This window comes from Rhodoferax sp. LS1R11, from assembly GCF_056521395.1.
On sequence record NZ_JBWMAW010000012.1, the window covers coordinates 99,879 to 119,944 of the forward strand.

A 20,066-nucleotide genomic window follows, 5' to 3' on the forward strand; every position below is an offset into this window, starting at 1 on the left:
ATGATGGAGTTACGCAATGTAGAGGCGGACCTGTCCCGCTTTCGCTCGCGGGTGCTGGTGGCCAGCATCGCGGTGGTGCTCTTTTTTGTACTGCTGGCATCGCGGCTGGTCTACCTGCAGGTGGTACGTCATGAAGACCTGACCGAGCAGGCAGAAAATAACCGCACCGCGATCGTGCCTGTCGTCCCCAATCGGGGGTTGATCCTGGACCGAAACGGCGTCGTGCTGGCCACCAACTACTCGGCCTACACGCTGGAAGTCACCCCCTCCAAAGTTGCCAACCTGGAGCAGACGATTGATGAATTGTCGCAGGTGCTGGAGATCACGGCCCGTGACCGTCGTCGCTTCAAGAAGCTGCGGGAAGAATCCAAAAGCTTTGAGTCCCTGCCGCTGCGAACCCGGCTGAGTGATGAAGAAGTTGCGAAGTTTGCAGCCCGCCGGTTTCTGTTTCCCGGTGTTGACATCAAGGCGCGGTTGTTTCGCAACTACCCCTTTGGCGCGCTGGCGAGCCATGTGATTGGCTACATCGGGCGCATCAACCCGTCAGAAAAAGAACGGCTGGATGATTCCGACGACCAGGCCAATTACCGGGGCACCGAATACATTGGAAAGCTGGGTGTCGAGCAGAGTTTCGAGACCCAGTTGCACGGCATCACCGGCGTGGACTCGGTAGAAACCTCGGCCGGTGGACGGGCCATGCGCAAACTTGACAGCAGCCCAGCCGTACCAGGCAACACCGTCCAGTTGTCGATTGACATCAAGCTGCAGCATCTGGTGGAAGAACTGTTTGGCGAGCGACGCGGCGCACTGGTGGCGCTGGACCCCAAGACCGGCGAGATCCTGGCGTTTGTGAGCAAACCCACCTTCGACCCCAACCTCTTCGTCGAGGGTATCGACAGCGAGAGCTGGCAGGCCCTCAACCAGTCGCCCGACAAACCCTTGTTGAACCGGGCCTTGCGCGGCACCTATCCACCAGGCTCCACCTACAAGCCGTTCATGGCACTGGCCGCGCTGGAAACCGGCATACGGACACCGGAGCAGTCGATTTCCGACCCAGGCTATTTCATGTTTGGCAACCACCGGTTCCGGGACGACAAGGAAGGGGGACATGGCACGGTCAACATGTACACCTCCATCGTCCAGTCCTGCGACACCTATTACTACATACTCGCCAACGACATGGGGGTGGACACCATCCATGACCAGCTGCAACGATTCGGTTTTGGCGAATTGACCGGCATTGACATTTTTGGCGAAGTCCGCGGTTTGCTACCGTCCACGGAATGGAAGCGCCGGGCCTACAAACGGCCCGAGCATCAAAAATGGTATTCGGGCGAAACCATCTCACTGGGCATTGGCCAGGGGTACAACAACTTCACCATGCTTCAATTGGCAAGTGCCACTGCCACACTGGCCAATAACGGCATGAAGATGAAGCCCCACCTGGTCAAGGAGGTGGTGGACATCATGACCCACGCGCCCAGCACGACGGTGCAGCAATCCATGGGCGAAGTCATTGCCAAACCAGCCAATATTGCCATCATCAAAAAAGCACTGGTGGGCGTCAACATCGAGGGAACCTCCAGCAGCAGTTTTCGCGGCGCAGGCTACACCAGCGCGGGTAAAACCGGAACAGCGCAAGTGTTTCAGGTCAAGCAGAATGAAAAGTATGTGGCCTCCAAAATCGATGAACGGCTTCGTGATCACGCGCTTTTCATGGCCTTCGCACCCGCGGAAGAACCCAAGATCGCATTGGCCATGATTGTAGAAAATGCCGGCTTTGGCGGCCAGAGTGCCGCCCCCATCGCACGCCGCATTTTTGACTACTGGCTGATGAACCAGTACCCGAGCACCGAGGACTTTCAGGCTGTGCGCACAGGCAAAGCGACTGCACCTCTTGGCAAACCCCGTTCTCTTGATGACATGCCCTGGCCACCCGGCTCGCCAGAGACCGCAACACCAGCAGCCAAAGCCGCCAGCGCACCAGGCCTCAAGCGCAGGTAATACGGTCCCGGCCGGCTTGCTTGGATTTGTACAAGGCGCTGTCCGCGCGCGCGATGAGCCCGGACGCGTCATCGCCGACTTGCATCGCCGCCAGACCACCCGAGATGCTGACCGTCAACACCACCTCCTGGGTACGGCGGTCGCGAATTTTCATGTCCTTGGTCCGTTGGCGGATTTTTTCAGCCAGTTGCAAGCTGTAGTCCAGCGTGCAATTCGGCAATAGAACGGCAAACTCCTCGCCGCCATACCGGGCCACCGCGTGGGCCTTGTCGGCCACACAGCTGCGCAAGACTTCGCCCAAGGCCTGAATGACCTTGTCGCCCATCACGTGACCGTGCGTGTCGTTCACCTTCTTGAAATGATCGATGTCCAGCATGATCAGACAATGTTCGCGTTCGGGCAGGAGCGGCTCCTCCAGCAGGGAGGCCAGCTCCTGGTCAAAACCCTTGCGATTCAACACGCGGGTCAAGGGGTCCAGCACAGCCTCGTCGCGTGCGCGGACCAGGTCCACCTGCAAACGTTCAATTTCCTGGCGACTGGAAGCGACTTGCGCCTTCAGTTCCTGGGCCGAGGTTTTCATCTGTGCCGTGCCAGCCAGGGCCGCCACGACCAGGTCCGTCATGGCCTGGGCATCATTGGCTTTGAGAGCCACCGACAAACCGTCAAGCTGATCACTGAAGGCCCCCGCCCGGTCGCCGGTGCGGGCTGCGCTGTCAGAGATCCCTGCCATCATGCGCTGCAACTCTCCGCTAATGCGTTGCATGTCCACTTGATCGACCTGGGCGACATACGCCAGGTACAGGCGTGCCAGCGTGTCATTTCCAAGCCGTGGCTCAGTCTGCATCGCGCTTTTGAGGGCCTGTGCCAGGCGGGCATTGATGCCAGCTGCAAATTCATACCAGACTGCAAAGGACACCGGATTGAAGGCGGCATCGTGCTGCCCCATCAAGGTGAGCACCTGTCGCAGCAATTCCGCACTTTGTTCTTTTGATTCTTTGTACCGCAAGGTTAATCTCCAACGTGATCCAAAACCCTCCCACAATCACCAGGGTCGGCGCGATGATACCGTGAGCGAACAGCAAGGCTTGACGGAGCCTCGGGGCAACTCAGCGCACGAACGCGTCATACCCGGTTTTCACAATCAATGCACTGACCACCAGAATGAAGACAACACGGACAAAACCGGTGCCGTGCTTGAGTGCCATGCGCGTTCCCAACAAGCTGCCAACCACGTTGGCTACCGCCATGCCCACCACAAAATGCCACCAGACGTGACCCTTGACGGAGAAGAGAATGAGCGCTGCGACATTGGTCGCGGTATTGATCAGCTTGGCAGAAGCCGAAGCGCTCAGGAAGTCGTAGCCGAGCAAACGCACAAACAAAAAAACAAGAAAGCTGCCCGTACCGGGTCCAAAAAATCCGTCATAAAACCCGATCACTGCACCAATGCCTGCCGCCACCCAGGCTTCTTTGGCACCGGCAAACTGCGGCGTGTGGTTTCGCCCCAACTCCTTTTTAAACAGGGTGTACACCAGCACCACCAGCAAGATAAAAGGCAGCACCTTGCGCAGGTAGTCAGGTGACACGACCGTGACCAGCCATGCTCCCGCAAAAGAGGCCACAAAACCCGCAGCGGCAGCAGGCAGCAGGGCCGCCCACCGCATCTCCACGCGGCGGCTGAATTGCAAGGTGGCAAAGGCGGTGCCCCAGACCGAGGCGCCTTTGTTGGTGCCAAACAAGGTGGCGGGATGGGAGGCGGGAAAGGCTGCAAACAGAGCGGGCACCAGAATCAGGCCACCGCCGCCCACAATGGAGTCCACAAACCCGGCCAGGAGGGAGGCCAACGACACAATCAACATTTCCATCAGGCCATTGTCTCACTCACTCACAGGCGGAAAATGCTCTGATATTGATAGCTGCCTGCGCAATGAATACGGGGACTACAGGCTGTTTAAACTGAAAAAGGCACCGGGGTTACCGGTGCCTTATCAAAACGCAGCTGCTTGCGGATGCGCTATTTTTAGTTTGCCCATTGGGCTTTGTCTCCTGGGCCTCTCTCCTTCAGCGAGCCTGAGGCTCGTTGACGATTGGCAATAATGTAAGCAAAAAATCGGGGTGCCACATCAGGACTTACCCTCTGAGGATTTACCCTTTGGCACGCAAAGCGGCGTCTTCAACAATCCATTGCGCGGCCTTCTCGGCAATCATCAACGTGGGCGAGTTGGTGTTGCCACTGGTGATCAAGGGCATCACGCCCGCATCCACCACACGCAGGCCAGCAATCAACCCGCCTTTTCCGCGCACACGCAACCTTGAATCCACCACGGCCATCGGGTCATTCTGAGCCCCCATCTTGGTCGTGCCCACGGGGTGAAAGATCGTGGTGGCGATATCGCCCGCCAGTTTGGCCAGATCCTCGTCACTTTGAAACTGGGTGCCGGGCTTCCATTCTTGGGGCTGGTACTTGGCCAAGGCAGGCTGCGCCACGATGTTGCGCGTGACCCGGAGCGAATCGGCCGCCACCTTGCGGTCGGCATCGGTACTGAGGTAATTGGGCGCAATCGCCGGTGCATCCTCGAACTTGCCGCTCTTGATCTGGACTGTGCCCCGGCTCGTGGGGTTGAGGTTGCACACGCTGGCGGTGAATGCATTGAAGCCGTGCAGCGGCTCGCCAAACGCGTCCAGGCTGAGCGGTTGCACGTGGTACTCGATGTTGGGATAAGGCTGCGCCGGGTCACTGCGCGTGAACGCGCCCAGTTGCGACGGCGCCATGCTCATCGGGCCGGTACGCTTGAACGCGTATTCGAGCCCGATCATGGCCTTGCCCCACAGGGAGTTGGCCTGCGTGTTCAGCGTCTTGACGCCGTCCACCTTGAAGACCGCACGAATCTGCAAATGGTCCTGCAGGTTGGCGCCCACGCCCGGCGCATCCAACACCAGGTCGACACCATGCTTTTGCAGCAGCGCCGCCGGACCGACGCCGGAGAGTTGCAGCAACTGGGGCGAAGCAATGCTGCCCGCACACAGGATGACCTCGCCCATCACGCTGGCCGTGACCATTTCATGACTCGCCCACACCTGCACGCCGGTGCAACGCTGACTGCCATCGGCCTGCGTTTCAAACAACAGCTTGCTCGCCTGGGCCGAGGTCCACATCTCGAAGTTGGGACGCCCGTAACAGGTGGGTCGCAAAAAGGCCTTGGCAGTATTCCAGCGCCAACCGGCTTTTTGATTGACTTCAAAATAGCCCACGCCCTCGTTGCTGCCTTCGTTGAAGTCCTCACTGGCCGGGATGCCCGCTTGCTGCGCGGCCTGCGAAAACGCGTCCAGCACGTCCCAGCGCAAACGCTGCTTTTCAACCCGCCACTCGCCTCCGGCATTGCGGTGCCGCAACACCTTGCGGTAGGGCGTGGCATCGTCACGCATCAACTCCGGCGCCACGCCACGCGCGCCGTGCAAGGCGTTGGCGCCTTTGTGGTGGTCTTCATGCAATTTGAAGTACGGCAGGGACTGGTCCCAGGTCCAGGCGTCATCCCCGGTGAGCTTCGCCCACTGGTCGTAGTCACGCGCCTGACCCCGCATGTAAATCATGCCGTTGATGCTGCTGCTGCCGCCCAGCGTTTTGCCGCGCGGGTAACGCAACGCCCGGCCGTTCAGCCCGGCTTCGGGCTCGGTGTTGAAGAGCCAGTCGGTGCGCGGGTTGCCGATGCAATACAGGTAGCCCACCGGAATATGAATCCAGTGGTAGTCGTCCTTGCGCCCGGCTTCAATGAGAAGAACTCGCTTGGTCGCGTCGGCCGAAAGTCGGTTGGCGAGCAGACAACCGGCCGTGCCGGCGCCGATGATGATGTAGTCGAAGGTGGTGCTCATGGGTGTGTTGTGCTCAATGTCCGACCCAGTTCGGCTTGCGCTTTTCCTGGAATGCTTTTTGGCCCTCTTTGGCATCTGCCGTCAGGGTAAACAGGGCAATCTGACTCTCGGTAAACGACATGGACTCTTCAAACGCCATGGTTTCGACTTTCTTGAGGGTGTAGAGGCCCCGGCGGATGGCGGCCGGTGATTTGTCCAGCATGCGGTCCAGCAGCCACTGCAGCTTGGCATCCACATCGTCATCCACATAGTTCACCAAGCCCGCGTCCAACGCCTGGGCGGAGGTGATGGGCTCGCCGGTCAGGCACATCTCGTTCAAGGTGCGCCGCGGAATCAGGTGCTGCAAGACGCTCAGCACTTGGGCCGGGAACACCCCCACCTTGACCTCGGGCAGGCCAAACACCGCATGGCGGGCTGCCACGACCATGTCGCACATCGACATCAGCCCCATGCCACCGGCCATGCAGGCGCCATTCACGCGGGCAATCAAAGGCACATAGCTGGCCCGGGCGGCCCGCAGCAGTTGCGCCAGATGGCCATGGGGTTCGGAATAGTCGGTGGTGAAGGCCTGGGCCGACTGCAGGTCAGCCCCGGCACAAAACGCCTTGGTGCCGGCGCCTGTGATGACGATGGCGCGGATGTCACGCTGGCTTTGCGCGGCCAGGATGGCCTGCGCCATGCCCGCCAGCACGCCATGGCTCATGGCATTGCGCCGCTCTTCGCGGGTGATGGTCAGCCACAAAACCGGGCCGCGCTGTTCTACGCCGAGTTCGGACGTTGATGAAAAAATGACGTTGCTCACGTTGTCTCCTGTTTGGGTCATTTTGCCGCATCCGTCATGTGACCCGTGTCAACGGGAAAGCAGGTCTTTGGCGTTACGATGTTCACTCCACTTTTGAGAGCCCGCGCCCCTCCATGGAGGACAACACCCCACGCATCACCCCCCACATGACGCCAGAAGGTTCCGGCGTCGTGGTGTCGGGTTGCTGGACGGCGACGCGCTTGGCCGATCCCGTGGTGTGGTCGCAGATTCAAGGCGCGTTGAAAACGCCATCAAACGCCGGTGCAGCGGACCATCCCTGGGATTTGCGCTCCCTTCAAAAGCTGGACCACACCGGTGCCCAGGTGCTGTGGAACGCGTGGGACCATCAATGGCCCAAACATCTTTTCTTGCTCGACGGCCAACGCACCATGCTGGCCCGGGTGGCCCAGTTTTCGATACCGCCACCGGTGACCTCACGTCCCTCGGGATGGCAAGTGTTTCTTTTGCTGGGCAGCAAGGTCCTGTTTCTTCTGGACCATGTCAGCGGACTCATCCGGTTGATGGGGCAGCTTTTACTGGACACCTGGCGCCTGCTGCGCGCCCCGGGGAAAGGTCCGTGGCGCGACGTGTCGGGCCACCTGTTCCACATTGGCGCCACGGCACTGCCCATCACGGCGCTGGTCGGTTTTTTGATCGGCGTGGTGCTGGCTTACCTGATGTCGCAGCAGTTGCGGCAATTTGGCGCCGATGCTTTCATCGTCAACATTCTGGGCATCTCCCTCATTCGGGAATTGGGGCCGGTGCTGGCAGCCATCCTGATCGCGGGCCGCTCCGGCTCCGCCATCACGGCACAAATTGGGGTGATGCGGGTCACCGAAGAACTCGACGCCATGCGGGTCATGGGCATCCCCAAGGGGTTTCGCCTGGTCTTGCCGCGCGCCATGGCCATGGCCATAGCGATGCCCTTGCTCACCGTGTGGACCACGCTGGCGGCACTCCTGGGCGGCATGCTGGCATCAGACCTGGTGATGGGCGTGACCCCGGCGTATTTCTTTGCCGCGCTGCCGCCCGCGGTGCAGGTCGCCAACCTCACGCTGGCGATCTCCAAATCAATCGTGTTCGGGCTGCTGATCGCCCTGATTGGCTGTCACTACGGTCTGCGCGTGAAGCCCAATACCGAAAGCCTGGGGCAAGGCACCACCGCCTCGGTGGTGACCTCCATCACCATGGTGATCCTGGTGGACGCGCTGTTTGCGGTGGTGTTCAAGGACATTGGCCTATGAGCCAGCCCGTGGTCGAAATAGACAAACTCTGGTCCGTGTTTCACACGCAAGGGGTGGAGACCGTCATCCACCAGGGCCTGGACCTCACCATCGACGCGGGCGAGATGATGGCCATTGTGGGCGGTTCAGGCAGCGGAAAAACCGTGCTGCTGCGCCAGATACTGGGGCTGGAAACGCCAGCCCGCGGCCGCGTCACTGTGCTGGGCCAGCCCGCGTCTGAGCTGGGCAACGAGGGGGCGGCCAGCCGCGTGGGCATGCTGTTCCAGCACGGCGCGCTGTTTTCGGCCTTCACGGTACTGGAGAACATTGCATTTGCGCTGCGCGAACTGGGCACCCTGCCCGCCGCACTGATTCGGGATGTGGCCATGGTCAAGCTGCAGATGGTGGGCCTGGACCCGTCACAGGCCCACAAAATGCCCGCAGATCTGTCCGGCGGGATGGTCAAGCGCGTGGCGCTGGCCCGTGCGCTGGTGATGGACCCGCCCCTGCTGCTGCTGGACGAACCCACGGCCGGGCTGGACCCGGACAGTGCGGACGCCTTTTGTGCGCTGCTCAAGTCCCTGCACGGCGAACTGGGGCTGACCGTGGTAATGGTCACGCACGACCTGGACACGCTGTTTGAACTCAGCACCCGCATTGCGGTAGTGGCCGACAAAAAGATCATTGCCAACGGGTCGCCGCGGGAGGTCATGGCCCATCCGCATCCCTTTATTCATGATTTCTTCCTCGGTGAACGGGGCCAGCGCGCCAGTGCCTTGTTGCCCGGCCAAGCGTCGGCCCTGTAGAAACGGACATTTATGGAAAACAAATCCCACGCCCTCGCCGCTGGCAGCTTTGTGCTGCTGCTCCTGGCCCTGCTCGTGAGCATGGCCGTTTGGCTGACCCGCGACACCCGCTCACTGCGGGTCTACGAACTCTCCAGCGCCGAGGCCGTGACCGGCCTGCAACCGCAAGCGGCCGTGCGCTTCAAGGGCGTGAACGTGGGCAAGGTCACCGACATCGGGTTTGACCCCCAGACCCCGGGCAACGTGCTGGTCCACATTGCCATTGACGAGACAACGCCCATCAGTACCGCCACCTTTGCCACCCTGGGTTTTCAGGGCGTCACCGGGCTGGCGTTTGTACAGCTCGACGACAGCGCCGCAGCCAAAGCGGGCCTGCCCGCCGCGACCGCTGCACCCACACGCATTCCCATGCGGCCCGGCCTGCTGTCCAGGCTGTCCGACCAGGGCGCCAGCATTCTGCTGCAACTTGATGAAACCAGCCGTCGCGTCAACCTGCTGCTCGCGCCTGACAACCAGGCACGTTTGATGGGCGCCATTGACGGAATGGGCCAGGCCGCCGCCAGCGTCCAGGCGTTTTCAAACCGGGCAGACAAGATGCTGCCGCAACTGGCGCAAGAGTCCAGCGCCACCCTGAAAAAGCTGCAGGCCACGTCGGACCGCGTAGGCGACAGCGCCGATGAGGCCCGCGCCTCCGCCCTGGCCTTCAAACGCGTGACCGAGCGCATGAATGAAAAAGGCGGCACGCTGGACCAGTTGACCCAGGGCGTCAACACGCTGGCCGCCACGGGCCAGACCCTGAACTCCTCCACCCTGCCCAAGCTCCACCGTGTCATGGACGAAACCGCTCGCACCGCGCGATCGGTGACCCAGGTACTCGACGCCGTCAACGACAACCCGCAGTCACTGATCATTGGCAATGGGCCCCAATTGCCCGGACCCGGTGAGGCCGGGTTTTCTACAAGAACAGGAAAACCATGAGAAACGCTATCTATTTAATAGCTGCTAGCGCACGTCCTACCTGGGCTAGAGCCACTTTTCTCATAATTATTGCAGCCTTGACGGGCTGTGCCCTGCCGCAAAAAGCCGTGCGCCCCGCCATCTACGACTTTGGCCCGGGCAGCCTGATGGCACCCTCAACGCAGTCATCACCCCAGTCGTCACCCAGGCCCGCGGTCAACCTGCCTCCGCTGGCCGTGGCCGACATCGAGGCCAGCCCCGCAGTGGACGACACGGCCGTCCTGTACCGGCTGGTCTACACCAACGACCAGCAATTGAGGCCCTACGCCCTGGCGCGCTGGAGCATGACCCCGGCCCAGCTGATTCGCCATCGGCTGCGCGAACACCTGGGTCAAAGCCACGTCTTGCTCAATGCAGGTGAGAGCAGCCTGCCCGATGCAACACCCCCTCTCACACTGCGCATTGAGCTTGAAGAGTTCAGCCAGCTGTTTGAGGCGGTTGACAAAAGCACCGGGCTGCTGCGCCTGCGCGCTACCTTGACGCGGGCCAGCCCCGCGGGTGAAAAACTGGTAGCCCAACGCAGCGTTGTCATTCAGCGGCCTGCGCTCACCTCAGATGCCCCCGGCGGTGTGCGCGCCTTGACGGCCGCCACAGATGCTGCCGTGCAGGAGATTGAGGCGTGGTTGCTGGGGGTGGCACGTTAAATTTCAGCCATCACTGACGGGCGAACCTTCCTATTGAGTTCCCATTCCCGCCAGTTAGCCGCTGCTTGCCGTCTGCCGCAGGCAATTTCAACTGTCGACAAAATGTCGACAGTTCAGCCCCGTCTTCCACCTTGACACGCAGCTTCATCTTGAACCAGTAATCGCGCGCATTTTCGCTGTCCGTCAGCACTTGCACCAAGTCAATAACCGAAAACCACCAGATTTCAGTGGCTTCGTCGTACACGCGGCGAATGGTTTGGCCGTCGAATTCAGTGGGGAAGATTTTCATCGTTTACTCCTAACGCACATCAGCATTTGCGGGTCAGAGTCACACCGGGCGTTGGTGCCACCGTTTCACCAACTTGCAAAGCTTTGCCGTCACCTATTCAGAATTGAACGTCCTGCATGACTGATAAGTGAAAATACGCTTTTATGGGAGCATGCAATGAATAAAAAACTGTTGGGTTGGAACCCGTTGGCGGGCCTTGTGCTGTCGGCGCTGTCATGGGGGGCTCTGGCGCAGGCCGAGCCCGTGGGCTACGTCAAAACCGTGACGGGTGAGGCCTGGGTCACGACCGCCGGGCAACGCCTCAAAGCACAGCCGGGCACCTCAGTTCTGCTGGGCAGCCAACTCAAGACCATGGAGGCCGCAACGATGGGGGTGACCTTCAAGGACAGCACGGTGATGTCGTTCGGGCCAGATACGGAGTTGACCGTGGACGAGTACCTCTATTCACCCGCGCAAGGCGAACTCAAGCTGGGCGTGCGGCTGGGCAAGGGCAGCCTCAACTACGTCTCGGGCGTCATCGCCAAACTCAAGCCCGATGCCGTGACCGTCAAGACACCGGCCGGCATCATTGGTGTGCGCGGCACGCAGTTTGTCGTCAAAACAGAGGCCACTCCATGAACCAGCCCCTCAAGTCAACGTTGACGGCAAGCGCCGTGCTCCTGGCGCTGCTTCTGGCGGGATGCGCGTCCCGCTCCTATGTGGTGCTGCTGCCCAGCCCGGACGGCAGCGTCGGCCAGGTGACCGTGCGTGGCGCAGGCGGCGAACAAGTCCTGACGCAAGCCCAAACCGGTGCGGCACTGGATGGCAGCAAAGCGCCGTTTGAAGTCAGCAAGGACCAGCTGGCGCGTGATTTCGGCGCGGCCATGAGTGCACGCCCGGCCCTGCCGGAGCAGTTTCTGCTTTATTTTGAAAGTGGTGGCAGCGAACTGACCGTGGAATCCAAAGCCCTCCTGTCACGCATCGTGGTGCGCGCCAAGGAGCGCACGGCAGTCGACATGTCCGTGATCGGGCATACCGACACCCAGGGCAACGCCGAAGGCAATGAAGCGCTGGCGCTCAAGCGGGCTGGCGTCATTGCGGAGCAGTTGCGTGGCCTGGGTCTGCAGGAGGCGGTGCTGACCGTGGAGTCCCACGGTGAGCGCAACCTGCTGGCAACCACCCCGGACGAAGTGGCCGAGCCCCGCAACCGGCGCGTGGAAGTCACCCTGCGCTGACGGGCGCTGGCCTATTTTTCGGCCAGCACCAGCAAATCGTCCGTCGCCCCCTCACGCAGCCGCTGCAGGTGCAACTGCACCAGCGGATCATGCGGGCAACTCGCGGCCAACCCCTCGAACGCTGCAAGTGCCAACCCGGGTTGTTGATCAGGCCCCGGTTGCAGCAAGTGCATCGCAGCGGCGTAATCCGCGGACGCTGCGTAAGCCGCCCCTTGCGTGGGGGTGACTGGCTCATAGGCTTGCAAAGGCTGGCTCTTGCCTTTGAGGACCAGGCGCCCGACAGCGCGTACCGTGGCGCCGGGGCAGCCCTCCAGAATGGCCTGTGAAATGCACACCCGCGTACCCAGTTTTTTGTTGACGCTCTCCAGCCGCGCGGCCGTGTTGATGGGGTCGCCCAGCGCCCGGTAATCAAACAGGGTCTTGCCACCGAAATTGCCAACAATGACCTCGCCACTGTGGACGCCAATGCGGGTATGGCCCCACGGTACGCCCCGCGCCTGCAGTTGCAGGGCGTAACGGGAGGCAAAGGCATCCATTTCCAGCGCACAGTCCAGCGCGCGCTGACGGTGGTCCGTTTGCTGAACGGGGGCCGAGAACAGCACCACCACGGCGTCCCCCATGATGCGGTCCAGCGTGCCCTCGTGCTTGAAAACAATGTCCAGCATCGCATCCAGGTAGTCATTGAGCAGCGTGACCACCTGCGCCGGGTCACTGCGCTCCATCATGCTGGTGAAGCCCTGCAAGTCGGTAAAAACAAAGCTGCACACCTGGCGCACCCCACTCAGCTGCAGTTGCTCCGGATGCGCCATGAGATGCGCCACCCGGTTGGGGGAGACATAACGCGAGAAAGCTTGATGAATCCAGCGCTGCTCACGCTCACTGGCATAGTGGTGCACCCCGCTGGCCAGGATGAAACTCAACAGAATCGCGAGCGCCGGGTTGATCGCGTCGAGCAAAAGATGCTCCGCCACAAACACATACCAGGCCCCGCCCAGGAGCAAGGCCAAAACGGCGGCGGCCAGCAAGGCTGACCAACGGGCTGGCGCCACCAACGCCACCCATCCCACCAGGAAAGCACCGAACACCAGAACCAGCGCCTCAATGCCTGCAGCCCCGCTCGGGCGTTGCAATTGCTGGCCGGAGAGTACCTGCTCCAGCGCCAGTGCGTGAGCCTGCACGCCCGGCATCAACTGGCCCATGGGGTTGACACGCAAGTCAGTCAAACCGGCGGCTGAACTCCCCACCAGCACGATGTGTCCCTGCAACTCGGCCAAGCCCACCTGACCATTCAGAACCTGCAAAGCGGAGAGGAAATGCGCTGACGGTGAGGCCGGGTAATGCAGCCAGATTTCGGCTCGGGCATTGGTGGGCACCGTGAGCGGGCCAATACGCACCGCCTGAACGCCAGCCTCATTGCTACGCAGTTGGTAGTTGCGGGCACCTTGTGCAACGCGCAGGGCTTCAGCACTCAAAGAGGGCGTCATCTGCCCGCCCAGCCCCATCATGAGGGGCACGCGGCGGACCACGCCATCACTGTCGGCTGCAAAATTCATCGCCCCCAAACCGGCTGCGCTGGCGCGCAGCACCGGCATCGGCCAGACCACGCTGTCAAATTCGTCCAGCCACTGCGACGGCGCCTGGGCATCACCGCTGCTGATGATGCGGTAAGGCAGTGCCAGCGACGATCCGACGGGCCTCACCACGGAATGGGCGGGGCCACCTTCATGCGACAAGCTGGTGCCCAGCACCACGTTGTTGCCAACCATCGCGCTGGCCAGCACCTCGTCATGGTCGGGCAGTTCTTTCAGAAGCGCACTGACCTGGGGGTTTTGCCACAGCTGCGCCATGGCCCGCGGGGAGGTGCGATCCGGCTCTGCCAGCAACAAGTCCAACGCGATGACCGAAGCGCCCGACTGATGCAGGCGCTGCACCAGTTCTGCCATGCGGGTACGCGGCCACGGCCATTGCCCATAAGCCTTCAGGCTGGCTTCGTCGATATCCACCACACGCACGGCAGACTGCGTTTGCATGCGCGGTTGCCAGCGCTGGAACTGGTCAAACTGGGCCAGGCGCAGGTTCTGCACCGGGATCGGGTCCACCAGCCACAGCATGAGCGCAGCCACAATGGCGAGCACCAAAACCGCAAGGGCCGAAGCTTTGGACAACACGGTACGAACACGCGGCATGGCAAACGCTATTGCGGCCTCCAGTGATTGATTTCCTGTTGCAAGGCCTTGGTCAGTTGCACGTATTTTTTCAATTTTTCCGTGTTGTCACGCAGCCGGTCCCCAATGCGCATGGCGATCGCCATCACCAGTTTGGCGCCAATGGCGGGGTCGTCGCCCAATAGTTGCTGCATCCCCTCACGGGTCAAGATGGCACAACACACGACGGAACTGGCGGTGCAGGATGCCGAGCGGGGCAGTCCGTCGATCAAGCCCAATTCGCCGTGCATGCTGCCGGGACCCATGACCGTGACCGTGATCGGAGAGACACGGCTCACCACAATACTCTCCACGGTCACTTCGCCGTCCAGAATCAGCGCCATGAAATCCGTGCTCTTGTCGTCTCCCTCCCGGATGAAGACCGTGCCTTCCGGAATCAGCCTGGGGCGCATGTAGCGGACGATGACACTGGCTTCGTCCATGCTCAGCTGCATCAGGGCCGAGGGCGCGGTCAGCAGTTCAGCGGCCCGGTCCATGGTTGGGAAATCACGCAACGGGTTCTGATGTCCAGGACGCGGATACGAGTGAGTGACTGGCGCGTCTTTTCGGCGAAAAAACTTCTTAAACATGACGATTCATGTACAGCAAGGGGCTATGGCTCTTGAGTTGAGGCGCTCAAGTAGAACATACAGCCATCGCCACCGCGCCACTCGCCGAGCGGGTTCACCAGTCAACTTGACCAGGCCAGCGCGTCAGAAGGCTTCCCAATCGGAATCCCCACCCGCCGCCGCCAGCGCCGGTTGCGCTGCCTTGGTCTCCACCGGCCGAGCCTTGGGGACCGCGGGCTTGGGCGCAGCGCGTAACGCAGGCATGGCAGAAACGGGTCTCGCCGGTGCGAACCTTGGAGGCGGTGCGCTCCGTACGGGCGCTTTCGGCATGGCGCGTGGCGCGACCGGCCCACTGCCGGCATTGAACACCGCCACCGTCTGCACCAGATCCTGGGCCTGCGAATTAAGGCTGCTCGCAGCCGCCGCCATTTCTTCGACCAGTGCCGCATTTTGCTGGGTGGCCTGGTCCATTTGCGTCACCGCGTCGCCCACTTCGGACACGCCGGAGGCCTGCTCATTGCTGGCCGCGCTGATCTCACCCATGATGTCAGTGACACGACGGATGCTGTTGACCACCTCCGTCATGGTGGTGCCAGCCTGGTCAACCAGGGTGCTGCCATGCTCCACACGTTCCACACTGGCGTTAATCAGCGACTTGATTTCCTTGGCAGCCTCCGCCGAACGGCCCGCCAACGATCGCACCTCGCTGGCCACTACCGCAAAGCCGCGGCCTTGCTCACCGGCACGGGCTGCCTCTACCGCCGCATTGAGCGCCAGGATATTGGTCTGAAAGGCAATGCCGTCAATCACGCTGATGATGTCGGAAATCTTGCGCGAGCTCTCATTGATGCCCTTCATGGTGCTGACCACCTGGGCCACCACATCGCCGCCCTTGACGGCGACAGAACTGGCACTCATGGCCAGTTGATTGGCCTGGCGTGCGTTGTCGGCCGACTGTTTGACGGTACTGGTGAGTTGATCCATGCTGGAGGCCGTGCGCTGCAAATTGCTGGCCGTCTGTTCGGTCCGGGCACTCAGGTCGTGGTTGCCGCTGGCAATCTCGGCACAAGCGATCTCAATGCTGGCCGCGCCGGTTCGAACGGCCGTCACCGCCGAGTTCATGCGCTCCAGCGTCTTCTTGAGGGCCTCGCCCGCTGCGGTGTGCACCGACACACCGCCCATATCGAGCTCAATGCCTTCTTTGCGGTTGACCCATGCCACGAGGGCAGCCAATTCATCACCTTCGCGGGCCGCTTTCGCCATGCTCAATGCCAGTACGATTTCAACGCTCGACTGAACAACGACATACAGCGCATGCAGCATGACCCGTCCAAAATCCGGCTCGGTCAGGCAGAAGAGGCCCAGGCCAGACGCCTGCAGCCGATCAAACAACACATGGTGCACGGCAAAGAGCGCAGCGCCAAAAACAATGGTACGCCAGTCCTGATAGACCAACAGCAATGCCAATGCCACGAACACACCAAAGTGGAACTCGATCATGCCCCGTGACAGCTGGATATGCAGGGCCACCAGACTGACCAGAACAAAGGTCAGCACCCATCGGCTGGTCAACGTCGCAGCTGCGCTGGCATAGACCAACCCAGCTGCAACCACCAGCGCCAGCGTGGCACCCATGGCCAGCCCGGAATCCACAAACTGGAATCCCAGAATCACACTGGCCACGGCACTGATCCCGATAGCGACCAGAAGAACCCGATCACCCAACAAGGCGACGGGCGTTGTAAGTAGGCTTGGTTTGCCAGTTTCCATCAATGATGTTCCTCATGTCACCCTGCGAGTGGGCTGATGCGGCTGTCGAAAGCAACTACCGCTATGGCAACTCTTCGGCACAAATGAGGAGAACTTGAGGGCCATCATGCTTGGTGGCCCCGCTGAGCGCAAACCAATACGACGGCTATGCGGCGACGGACAAGCCTGATTTTTCGATTCGGCTAGCCTGGGTGGCAGGAACTGCTCCAAACTGGATATCGCCAGTGAGTTGCCCGCCTTCTTCAATCACCACCTTGCCATAGCGGATCTTGCCAGTCACTTTGCCTGTGGCGTAGATGGTGAGCTTCTGGCGAACAGTCAGGTTGCCGTCGAACTGACCATGAATTTCAGCAATATCGATCTCGGCAGAGCCTTTGAAAGCGCCGCGTTCCGAGATCTGGATCACACGCGAATCCATCGTCGCCTCCACCATGCCCTCAACCACCAAGGTGTCGCAATCGGTGATTTCGACACCTTTGAGTTTGATATTGGGACCCACCGTCAACTTGCTGCCGCCTTCGTTAACTGGTGCGGACACCGGCGTCTCAACCGGAGTCACAGCATTGAGCGCCGAGGAAGACGGGGTATTGACCGCGCCACCGGTGCCATAGCTGCCGGAATTCTGGGTTGAAACACCTTGGCGTACAGGAGCAACTTCAGGTTCACGCTTATTGAAGAAATGAGGGGAGATGGCCATGAGGTTTCCTTAAAAATTTCATGGTACCGAGACAGTCCTGGAAAGTCGCCACGGGTTTTGCAAGTTCGGTAACAGAATGAGTATTCAGGAAACACTGCAAAAATACGCAGTCCACGCGTCAACAGAGCTCGCAAAATGGCTAACTTGCTGCCTGAAGACGGCAACAACCTATAATTTTCAGGCCATTTCAGAGCAAAAGACGTAGATGCTTCAGCCCGAGAAGAGATGCCGGGCAAGGCAGAGGTGGCAACCCAAAGTCGTATTGGAATTGACAGCATGTTCAAAAAAGAAAAACTTCGACTGTCACTTCGTCAGGTTTTGACCATCCCTTATGTGGTGTTGGTACTCGCACTGGCGCTGACCATCGTCGGTCTGTCCTACTCTGCCGGTAGCCGCGCGGTGGATTCGGTTTCATCTCACTTGCTGCTTGAAACTGTGGGGCGAATCGGTCAGGCAGTGGACCGGCACATCATGGGCTCCGGCGCGGTACTGGAGGCTGCCTTTCCCGACGGCATGCCCGCCAGCCCTTCGATTGACACAGACGTCCAGAGCCTGCGTACCCGTTTCTGGATTGCGACCTCACTGCACACGGATCCCAACAACTACGTCTATTTTGGCAATCGGCAAGGCCAGGGCATTGGTCTTTTCCGGCGCTCCAAGACCGAGGGTGAATTGCGCATCAAGCTGAAACCGCAGGATACGCGTACGTTTTACCGCTTCACAGGGATCAACGGAGAGCTGAAGGTCCACTCGCGGGAAAGCAAGTTTTTCGATCCCAGAACACGTCCTTGGTACAAGGCCGGAGAAACACGGAGTGACCAGACCTGGACGTCGGTTTACATCGACTTTGGCACCAATGACCTGGTCGCCACCCGGGCACGGCGGGTTCTCGGAACCCGCGGCGAGTTTGAAGGCGTGGTTGCCACCGATGTGTCGTTGCGCGCCCTGAATGATTTTGTGACCCAACTGCGGGTGTCCCAGAACGGCCTGGCCTTTATCGTCGAACCCAACGGCGATCTGATCGCCTCCTCAACCAGCCCCAATGTCACATTGATGCCCGATGGCAGCAAGACTCGCGTGAGCGCAACCCAAAGTGGCAACCCTCTGGTGAAGGCCATCTACGCTGAAGTCCAGACACGACTGGCCACTCAAAGCATCAAGTCAGGCGCCCAGACCCTGAGTTTCAACAACGCGGACGGACGCGTGATCCACGTTGCATTTGACCGTTTGCGCGATGACTCGGGGCTGGAGTGGATTACGGTGGTCGCCCTGCCCCGCAGTGACTTCATGACGGGTGTCACCGAAAATTTGATCCGTACCGCGCTATTGAGCGCGCTGGCCGCAGTGATCGCCATTGCCCTTGGGCTGCGCATTCTCAGTTGGGTCACGGGCGACCTCAAACAACTATCTGAAGCAGCCTTGCGAGTTGGTGAAGGCCAACTCGCATGGCCGGTGGGCATCACGCGGGCTGATGAAATCGGGCAATTGGCCAAGAGTTTTGAGACCATGCAACACCAACTGCAGACGGATGCCCTGACCGGGCTGGCCAACCGCGAAGCCTTCATGCTGCACCTGCGCTACAAAATCAGCCTGGCCTCCACTGCGCAGGCCAACGAACGATTCGCGGTCCTCTTTATTGACCTGAACCACTTCAAGCACATCAATGACAGCTTTGGTCATGGTGTGGGTGACCGTGTGCTGGTTGAAGTGGCCCAACGGCTTCGAGCCACCGTGCGCTCCCAGGACTTGGTGGCACGCTTGTCGGGTGATGAGTTTGTGGTCCTGCTGGACCGGGTGGACACACCGGAAGCCCTGGAGCGGGTTCGCGAGCAGATTGAGACCACGTTGAAAGCGCCACTGATGGCGCTCGGCCACGATGCCGTCGCACCGACTGATTTCAGTGGCTCTGTCGGCGAAGCATTTTTCCCGGATGATGGGACGGATGCCGAATCACTGCTCAAAAAAGCAGACCGCAGAATGTACAACAAGAAGTTTTTGAGTCGACCTGAACACAAGGAATTCCCACTTCGTCGGGAATCAGACCTGCCCATCTAGCGGACTCGTGCAGGGCCAAGTGTGCGCATTACCGCATGCCCTTGTTCACACCACCAAGGTCACTTCGGGGCTCATGGACACCATGCGCGCGGGGCCAAAGATGGTCGCAAACGCCACATCTTTCGCGTCGCGCCCATTGGCCACTCTCACCACCTGGTCCACAGGCGCCATGCCTGTAGGGTCGAACATGACCCAGCGTCCGTCAAGGTAGGCCTCAAACACAGCGTGAAAGTCCGGCGGCGGCTCAGGAAAGCTGCAGTAGCCGCTGACCAACCGGGCCGGGATGTTGAGCGCACGGCAAAAGGTGACTGCCAAATGGGCGAAATCACGGCAGACCCCCATGCGCTGTGTGAACACGTCGCGCGCCGTGGTCGTGGCATTGGTTGATCCAATGCGGTATTCGATGTGGGCCTGCACCCAGTCGCAAACCGCCTGAACCCGTGTGTAGCCCAGGGGGAGATGTGCAAACAATTGGGCCGCATCGGGGGCCAGGTGATCAGACTCACAATAGCGGGTGGGCATCAAGAAGTGCAAGACATCGTCAGGTATGTCGTGCACGGGCACTTCCGGCGCCGCCTTGTTGATCGGTTCAATCATGCGGTCCACCAGCGCGCTGTAACTTACTTTTAACGGACCCGCCTGTGCCTGCAGCCGCAAGAAACGGTTGCCCGAACGGTCGTCGGTGTAAGTGCGAAACGACACGGGCGGTTCAATCAACAGGTTTTCCTGGATCAGCACTTGCCCCATGCCGGTTGCGGCATGGATCAAAAAAACAAATTCGCTGGCGGCATCAACGTCGTAGGCCAGCGTGCAGTCGATTTTCAAATGGTTGCTGGCAACTGGCAAGGCACCATTGGCATTCGGGAGGGGGTCAATCATGGGGGCTCCTGCGGGTCGTTGTG

At 60.5% G+C, this 20,066-nt stretch carries 18 protein-coding genes; 8 read left to right on the forward strand and 10 right to left on the reverse strand.

Translation table 11 applies throughout. From position 1 onward, the window contains the following. Complete coding sequence (mrdA, locus tag AC097N_RS14915; protein ID WP_479582247.1) at nt 1-2,004, forward strand: penicillin-binding protein 2; 2,004 nt, start codon at nt 1-3, stop codon at nt 2,002-2,004. Here mrdA and AC097N_RS14920 read toward each other — a convergent pair. From AC097N_RS14920 to AC097N_RS14935, 4 genes are all read right to left on the reverse strand, one after another. Then, nucleotides 1,991-3,010 carry a GGDEF domain-containing protein gene (locus AC097N_RS14920; protein ID WP_479582250.1) on the reverse strand — a complete coding sequence of 340 codons (1,020 nt, stop codon included), beginning with the start codon at nt 3,008-3,010 and terminating at the stop codon, nt 1,991-1,993. The genes mrdA and AC097N_RS14920 overlap by 14 nt on opposite strands. A gap of 100 nt (nt 3,011-3,110) precedes the next feature. Next, a complete protein-coding gene (locus tag AC097N_RS14925; protein ID WP_479582252.1) occupies nt 3,111-3,869 on the reverse strand; it encodes a TSUP family transporter in 759 nt (252 codons plus the stop codon). Between the two features lie 280 nt (nt 3,870-4,149). Continuing rightward, nucleotides 4,150-5,874 carry a GMC family oxidoreductase gene (locus AC097N_RS14930; protein WP_479582254.1) on the reverse strand — a complete coding sequence of 575 codons (1,725 nt, stop codon included), beginning with the start codon at nt 5,872-5,874 and terminating at the stop codon, nt 4,150-4,152. A 13-nt stretch (nt 5,875-5,887) separates the two neighbouring features. Continuing rightward, entirely contained in the window at nt 5,888-6,697 is an 810-nt protein-coding gene (locus AC097N_RS14935; protein ID WP_479582256.1) for an enoyl-CoA hydratase/isomerase family protein, read from the reverse strand. 92 nt (nt 6,698-6,789) lie between these two features. On the opposite strand from AC097N_RS14935, the gene AC097N_RS14940 reads away from it, so the two are divergent. From AC097N_RS14940 to AC097N_RS14955, 4 genes are read left to right on the forward strand one after another with little or no spacing between them, the layout of a single operon-like run. After that, nucleotides 6,790-7,920 carry an MlaE family ABC transporter permease gene (locus tag AC097N_RS14940; RefSeq protein WP_479582259.1) on the forward strand — a complete coding sequence of 377 codons (1,131 nt, stop codon included), beginning with the start codon at nt 6,790-6,792 and terminating at the stop codon, nt 7,918-7,920. Continuing rightward, the gene (locus AC097N_RS14945) at nt 7,917-8,705 is read left to right on the forward strand and encodes an ABC transporter ATP-binding protein (protein ID WP_479582262.1); all 789 of its coding nucleotides are present in this window, start codon (nt 7,917-7,919) and stop codon (nt 8,703-8,705) included. Before AC097N_RS14940 ends, AC097N_RS14945 begins: the two co-directional genes overlap by 4 nt. Before the next feature lie 12 nt (nt 8,706-8,717). Further along, nucleotides 8,718-9,683 (forward strand): MlaD family protein, encoded by a 966-nt coding sequence (locus AC097N_RS14950; protein WP_479582264.1) that lies wholly within the window; start codon nt 8,718-8,720, stop codon nt 9,681-9,683. Then, entirely contained in the window at nt 9,680-10,366 is a 687-nt protein-coding gene (locus AC097N_RS14955; RefSeq protein ID WP_479582267.1) for an ABC-type transport auxiliary lipoprotein family protein, read from the forward strand. The genes AC097N_RS14950 and AC097N_RS14955 overlap by 4 nt, the downstream gene beginning before the upstream one ends. Nucleotides 10,367-10,376: 10 nt before the next feature. On the opposite strand, the gene AC097N_RS14960 is transcribed toward AC097N_RS14955, so the two are convergent. Then, nucleotides 10,377-10,655, reverse strand: coding sequence for a hypothetical protein (locus tag AC097N_RS14960; protein WP_479582270.1), 279 nt, complete (start codon nt 10,653-10,655; stop codon nt 10,377-10,379). Nucleotides 10,656-10,811: 156 nt separating this feature from the next. Here AC097N_RS14960 and AC097N_RS14965 point away from each other — a divergent pair, with 156 nt between their 5' ends. Beyond that, nucleotides 10,812-11,273, forward strand: a complete 462-nt coding sequence (locus tag AC097N_RS14965; protein ID WP_479582272.1) for a FecR family protein — start codon at nt 10,812-10,814, stop codon at nt 11,271-11,273. After that, nucleotides 11,270-11,869 (forward strand): OmpA family protein, encoded by a 600-nt coding sequence (locus AC097N_RS14970; protein ID WP_479582274.1) that lies wholly within the window; start codon nt 11,270-11,272, stop codon nt 11,867-11,869. Before AC097N_RS14965 ends, AC097N_RS14970 begins: the two co-directional genes overlap by 4 nt. A gap of 11 nt (nt 11,870-11,880) precedes the next feature. Here AC097N_RS14970 and AC097N_RS14975 read toward each other — a convergent pair whose 3' ends face one another. From AC097N_RS14975 to AC097N_RS14990, 4 genes are all read right to left on the reverse strand, one after another. Then, nucleotides 11,881-14,055 carry a CHASE2 domain-containing protein gene (locus AC097N_RS14975; protein WP_479582276.1) on the reverse strand — a complete coding sequence of 725 codons (2,175 nt, stop codon included), beginning with the start codon at nt 14,053-14,055 and terminating at the stop codon, nt 11,881-11,883. Nucleotides 14,056-14,063: 8 nt separating this feature from the next. After that, nucleotides 14,064-14,588 (reverse strand): cyclic nucleotide-binding domain-containing protein, encoded by a 525-nt coding sequence (locus AC097N_RS14980; protein ID WP_479582278.1) that lies wholly within the window; start codon nt 14,586-14,588, stop codon nt 14,064-14,066. Nucleotides 14,589-14,786: 198 nt separating this feature from the next. Further along, on the reverse strand, nt 14,787-16,412 hold the full coding sequence (locus tag AC097N_RS14985; protein ID WP_479582281.1) for a methyl-accepting chemotaxis protein: 1,626 nt from the start codon (nt 16,410-16,412) through the stop codon (nt 14,787-14,789). A gap of 145 nt (nt 16,413-16,557) precedes the next feature. Further along, nucleotides 16,558-17,109 (reverse strand): bactofilin family protein, encoded by a 552-nt coding sequence (locus tag AC097N_RS14990; RefSeq protein ID WP_479582283.1) that lies wholly within the window; start codon nt 17,107-17,109, stop codon nt 16,558-16,560. Between the two features lie 276 nt (nt 17,110-17,385). On the opposite strand from AC097N_RS14990, the gene AC097N_RS14995 reads away from it, so the two are divergent. After that, on the forward strand, nt 17,386-19,164 hold the full coding sequence (locus AC097N_RS14995; protein WP_479582285.1) for a diguanylate cyclase domain-containing protein: 1,779 nt from the start codon (nt 17,386-17,388) through the stop codon (nt 19,162-19,164). 45 nt (nt 19,165-19,209) lie between these two features. Here AC097N_RS14995 and AC097N_RS15000 read toward each other — a convergent pair whose 3' ends face one another. After that, nucleotides 19,210-20,043 carry a transglutaminase-like domain-containing protein gene (locus tag AC097N_RS15000; protein WP_479582287.1) on the reverse strand — a complete coding sequence of 278 codons (834 nt, stop codon included), beginning with the start codon at nt 20,041-20,043 and terminating at the stop codon, nt 19,210-19,212. Between the last annotated feature and the right edge of the window lie 23 nt (nt 20,044-20,066).

Excerpts from the sequence above, each read along its gene's own strand:
- AC097N_RS14975 (WP_479582276.1), bottom strand. The coding sequence starts at position 14,055 with ATGCCGCGTGTTCGTACCGTGTTGTCCAAAGCTTCGGCCCTTGCGGTT.
- AC097N_RS14995 (WP_479582285.1), top strand. The coding sequence starts at position 17,386 with ATGTTCAAAAAAGAAAAACTTCGACTGTCACTTCGTCAGGTTTTGACC.
- AC097N_RS14990 (WP_479582283.1), bottom strand. The coding sequence starts at position 17,109 with ATGGCCATCTCCCCTCATTTCTTCAATAAGCGTGAACCTGAAGTTGCT.
- AC097N_RS14960 (WP_479582270.1), bottom strand. The coding sequence starts at position 10,655 with ATGAAAATCTTCCCCACTGAATTCGACGGCCAAACCATTCGCCGCGTG.
- AC097N_RS14930 (WP_479582254.1), bottom strand. The coding sequence starts at position 5,874 with ATGAGCACCACCTTCGACTACATCATCATCGGCGCCGGCACGGCCGGT.
- AC097N_RS14935 (WP_479582256.1), bottom strand. The coding sequence starts at position 6,697 with ATGACCCAAACAGGAGACAACGTGAGCAACGTCATTTTTTCATCAACG.
- AC097N_RS14965 (WP_479582272.1), top strand. The coding sequence starts at position 10,812 with ATGAATAAAAAACTGTTGGGTTGGAACCCGTTGGCGGGCCTTGTGCTG.
- AC097N_RS14955 (WP_479582267.1), top strand. The coding sequence starts at position 9,680 with ATGAGAAACGCTATCTATTTAATAGCTGCTAGCGCACGTCCTACCTGG.
- AC097N_RS14970 (WP_479582274.1), top strand. The coding sequence starts at position 11,270 with ATGAACCAGCCCCTCAAGTCAACGTTGACGGCAAGCGCCGTGCTCCTG.
- AC097N_RS14940 (WP_479582259.1), top strand. The coding sequence starts at position 6,790 with ATGGAGGACAACACCCCACGCATCACCCCCCACATGACGCCAGAAGGT.
- AC097N_RS14950 (WP_479582264.1), top strand. The coding sequence starts at position 8,718 with ATGGAAAACAAATCCCACGCCCTCGCCGCTGGCAGCTTTGTGCTGCTG.
- AC097N_RS15000 (WP_479582287.1), bottom strand. The coding sequence starts at position 20,043 with ATGATTGACCCCCTCCCGAATGCCAATGGTGCCTTGCCAGTTGCCAGC.
- AC097N_RS14925 (WP_479582252.1), bottom strand. The coding sequence starts at position 3,869 with ATGGAAATGTTGATTGTGTCGTTGGCCTCCCTCCTGGCCGGGTTTGTG.
- AC097N_RS14985 (WP_479582281.1), bottom strand. The coding sequence starts at position 16,412 with ATGGAAACTGGCAAACCAAGCCTACTTACAACGCCCGTCGCCTTGTTG.
- mrdA (WP_479582247.1), top strand. The coding sequence starts at position 1 with ATGATGGAGTTACGCAATGTAGAGGCGGACCTGTCCCGCTTTCGCTCG.
- AC097N_RS14945 (WP_479582262.1), top strand. The coding sequence starts at position 7,917 with ATGAGCCAGCCCGTGGTCGAAATAGACAAACTCTGGTCCGTGTTTCAC.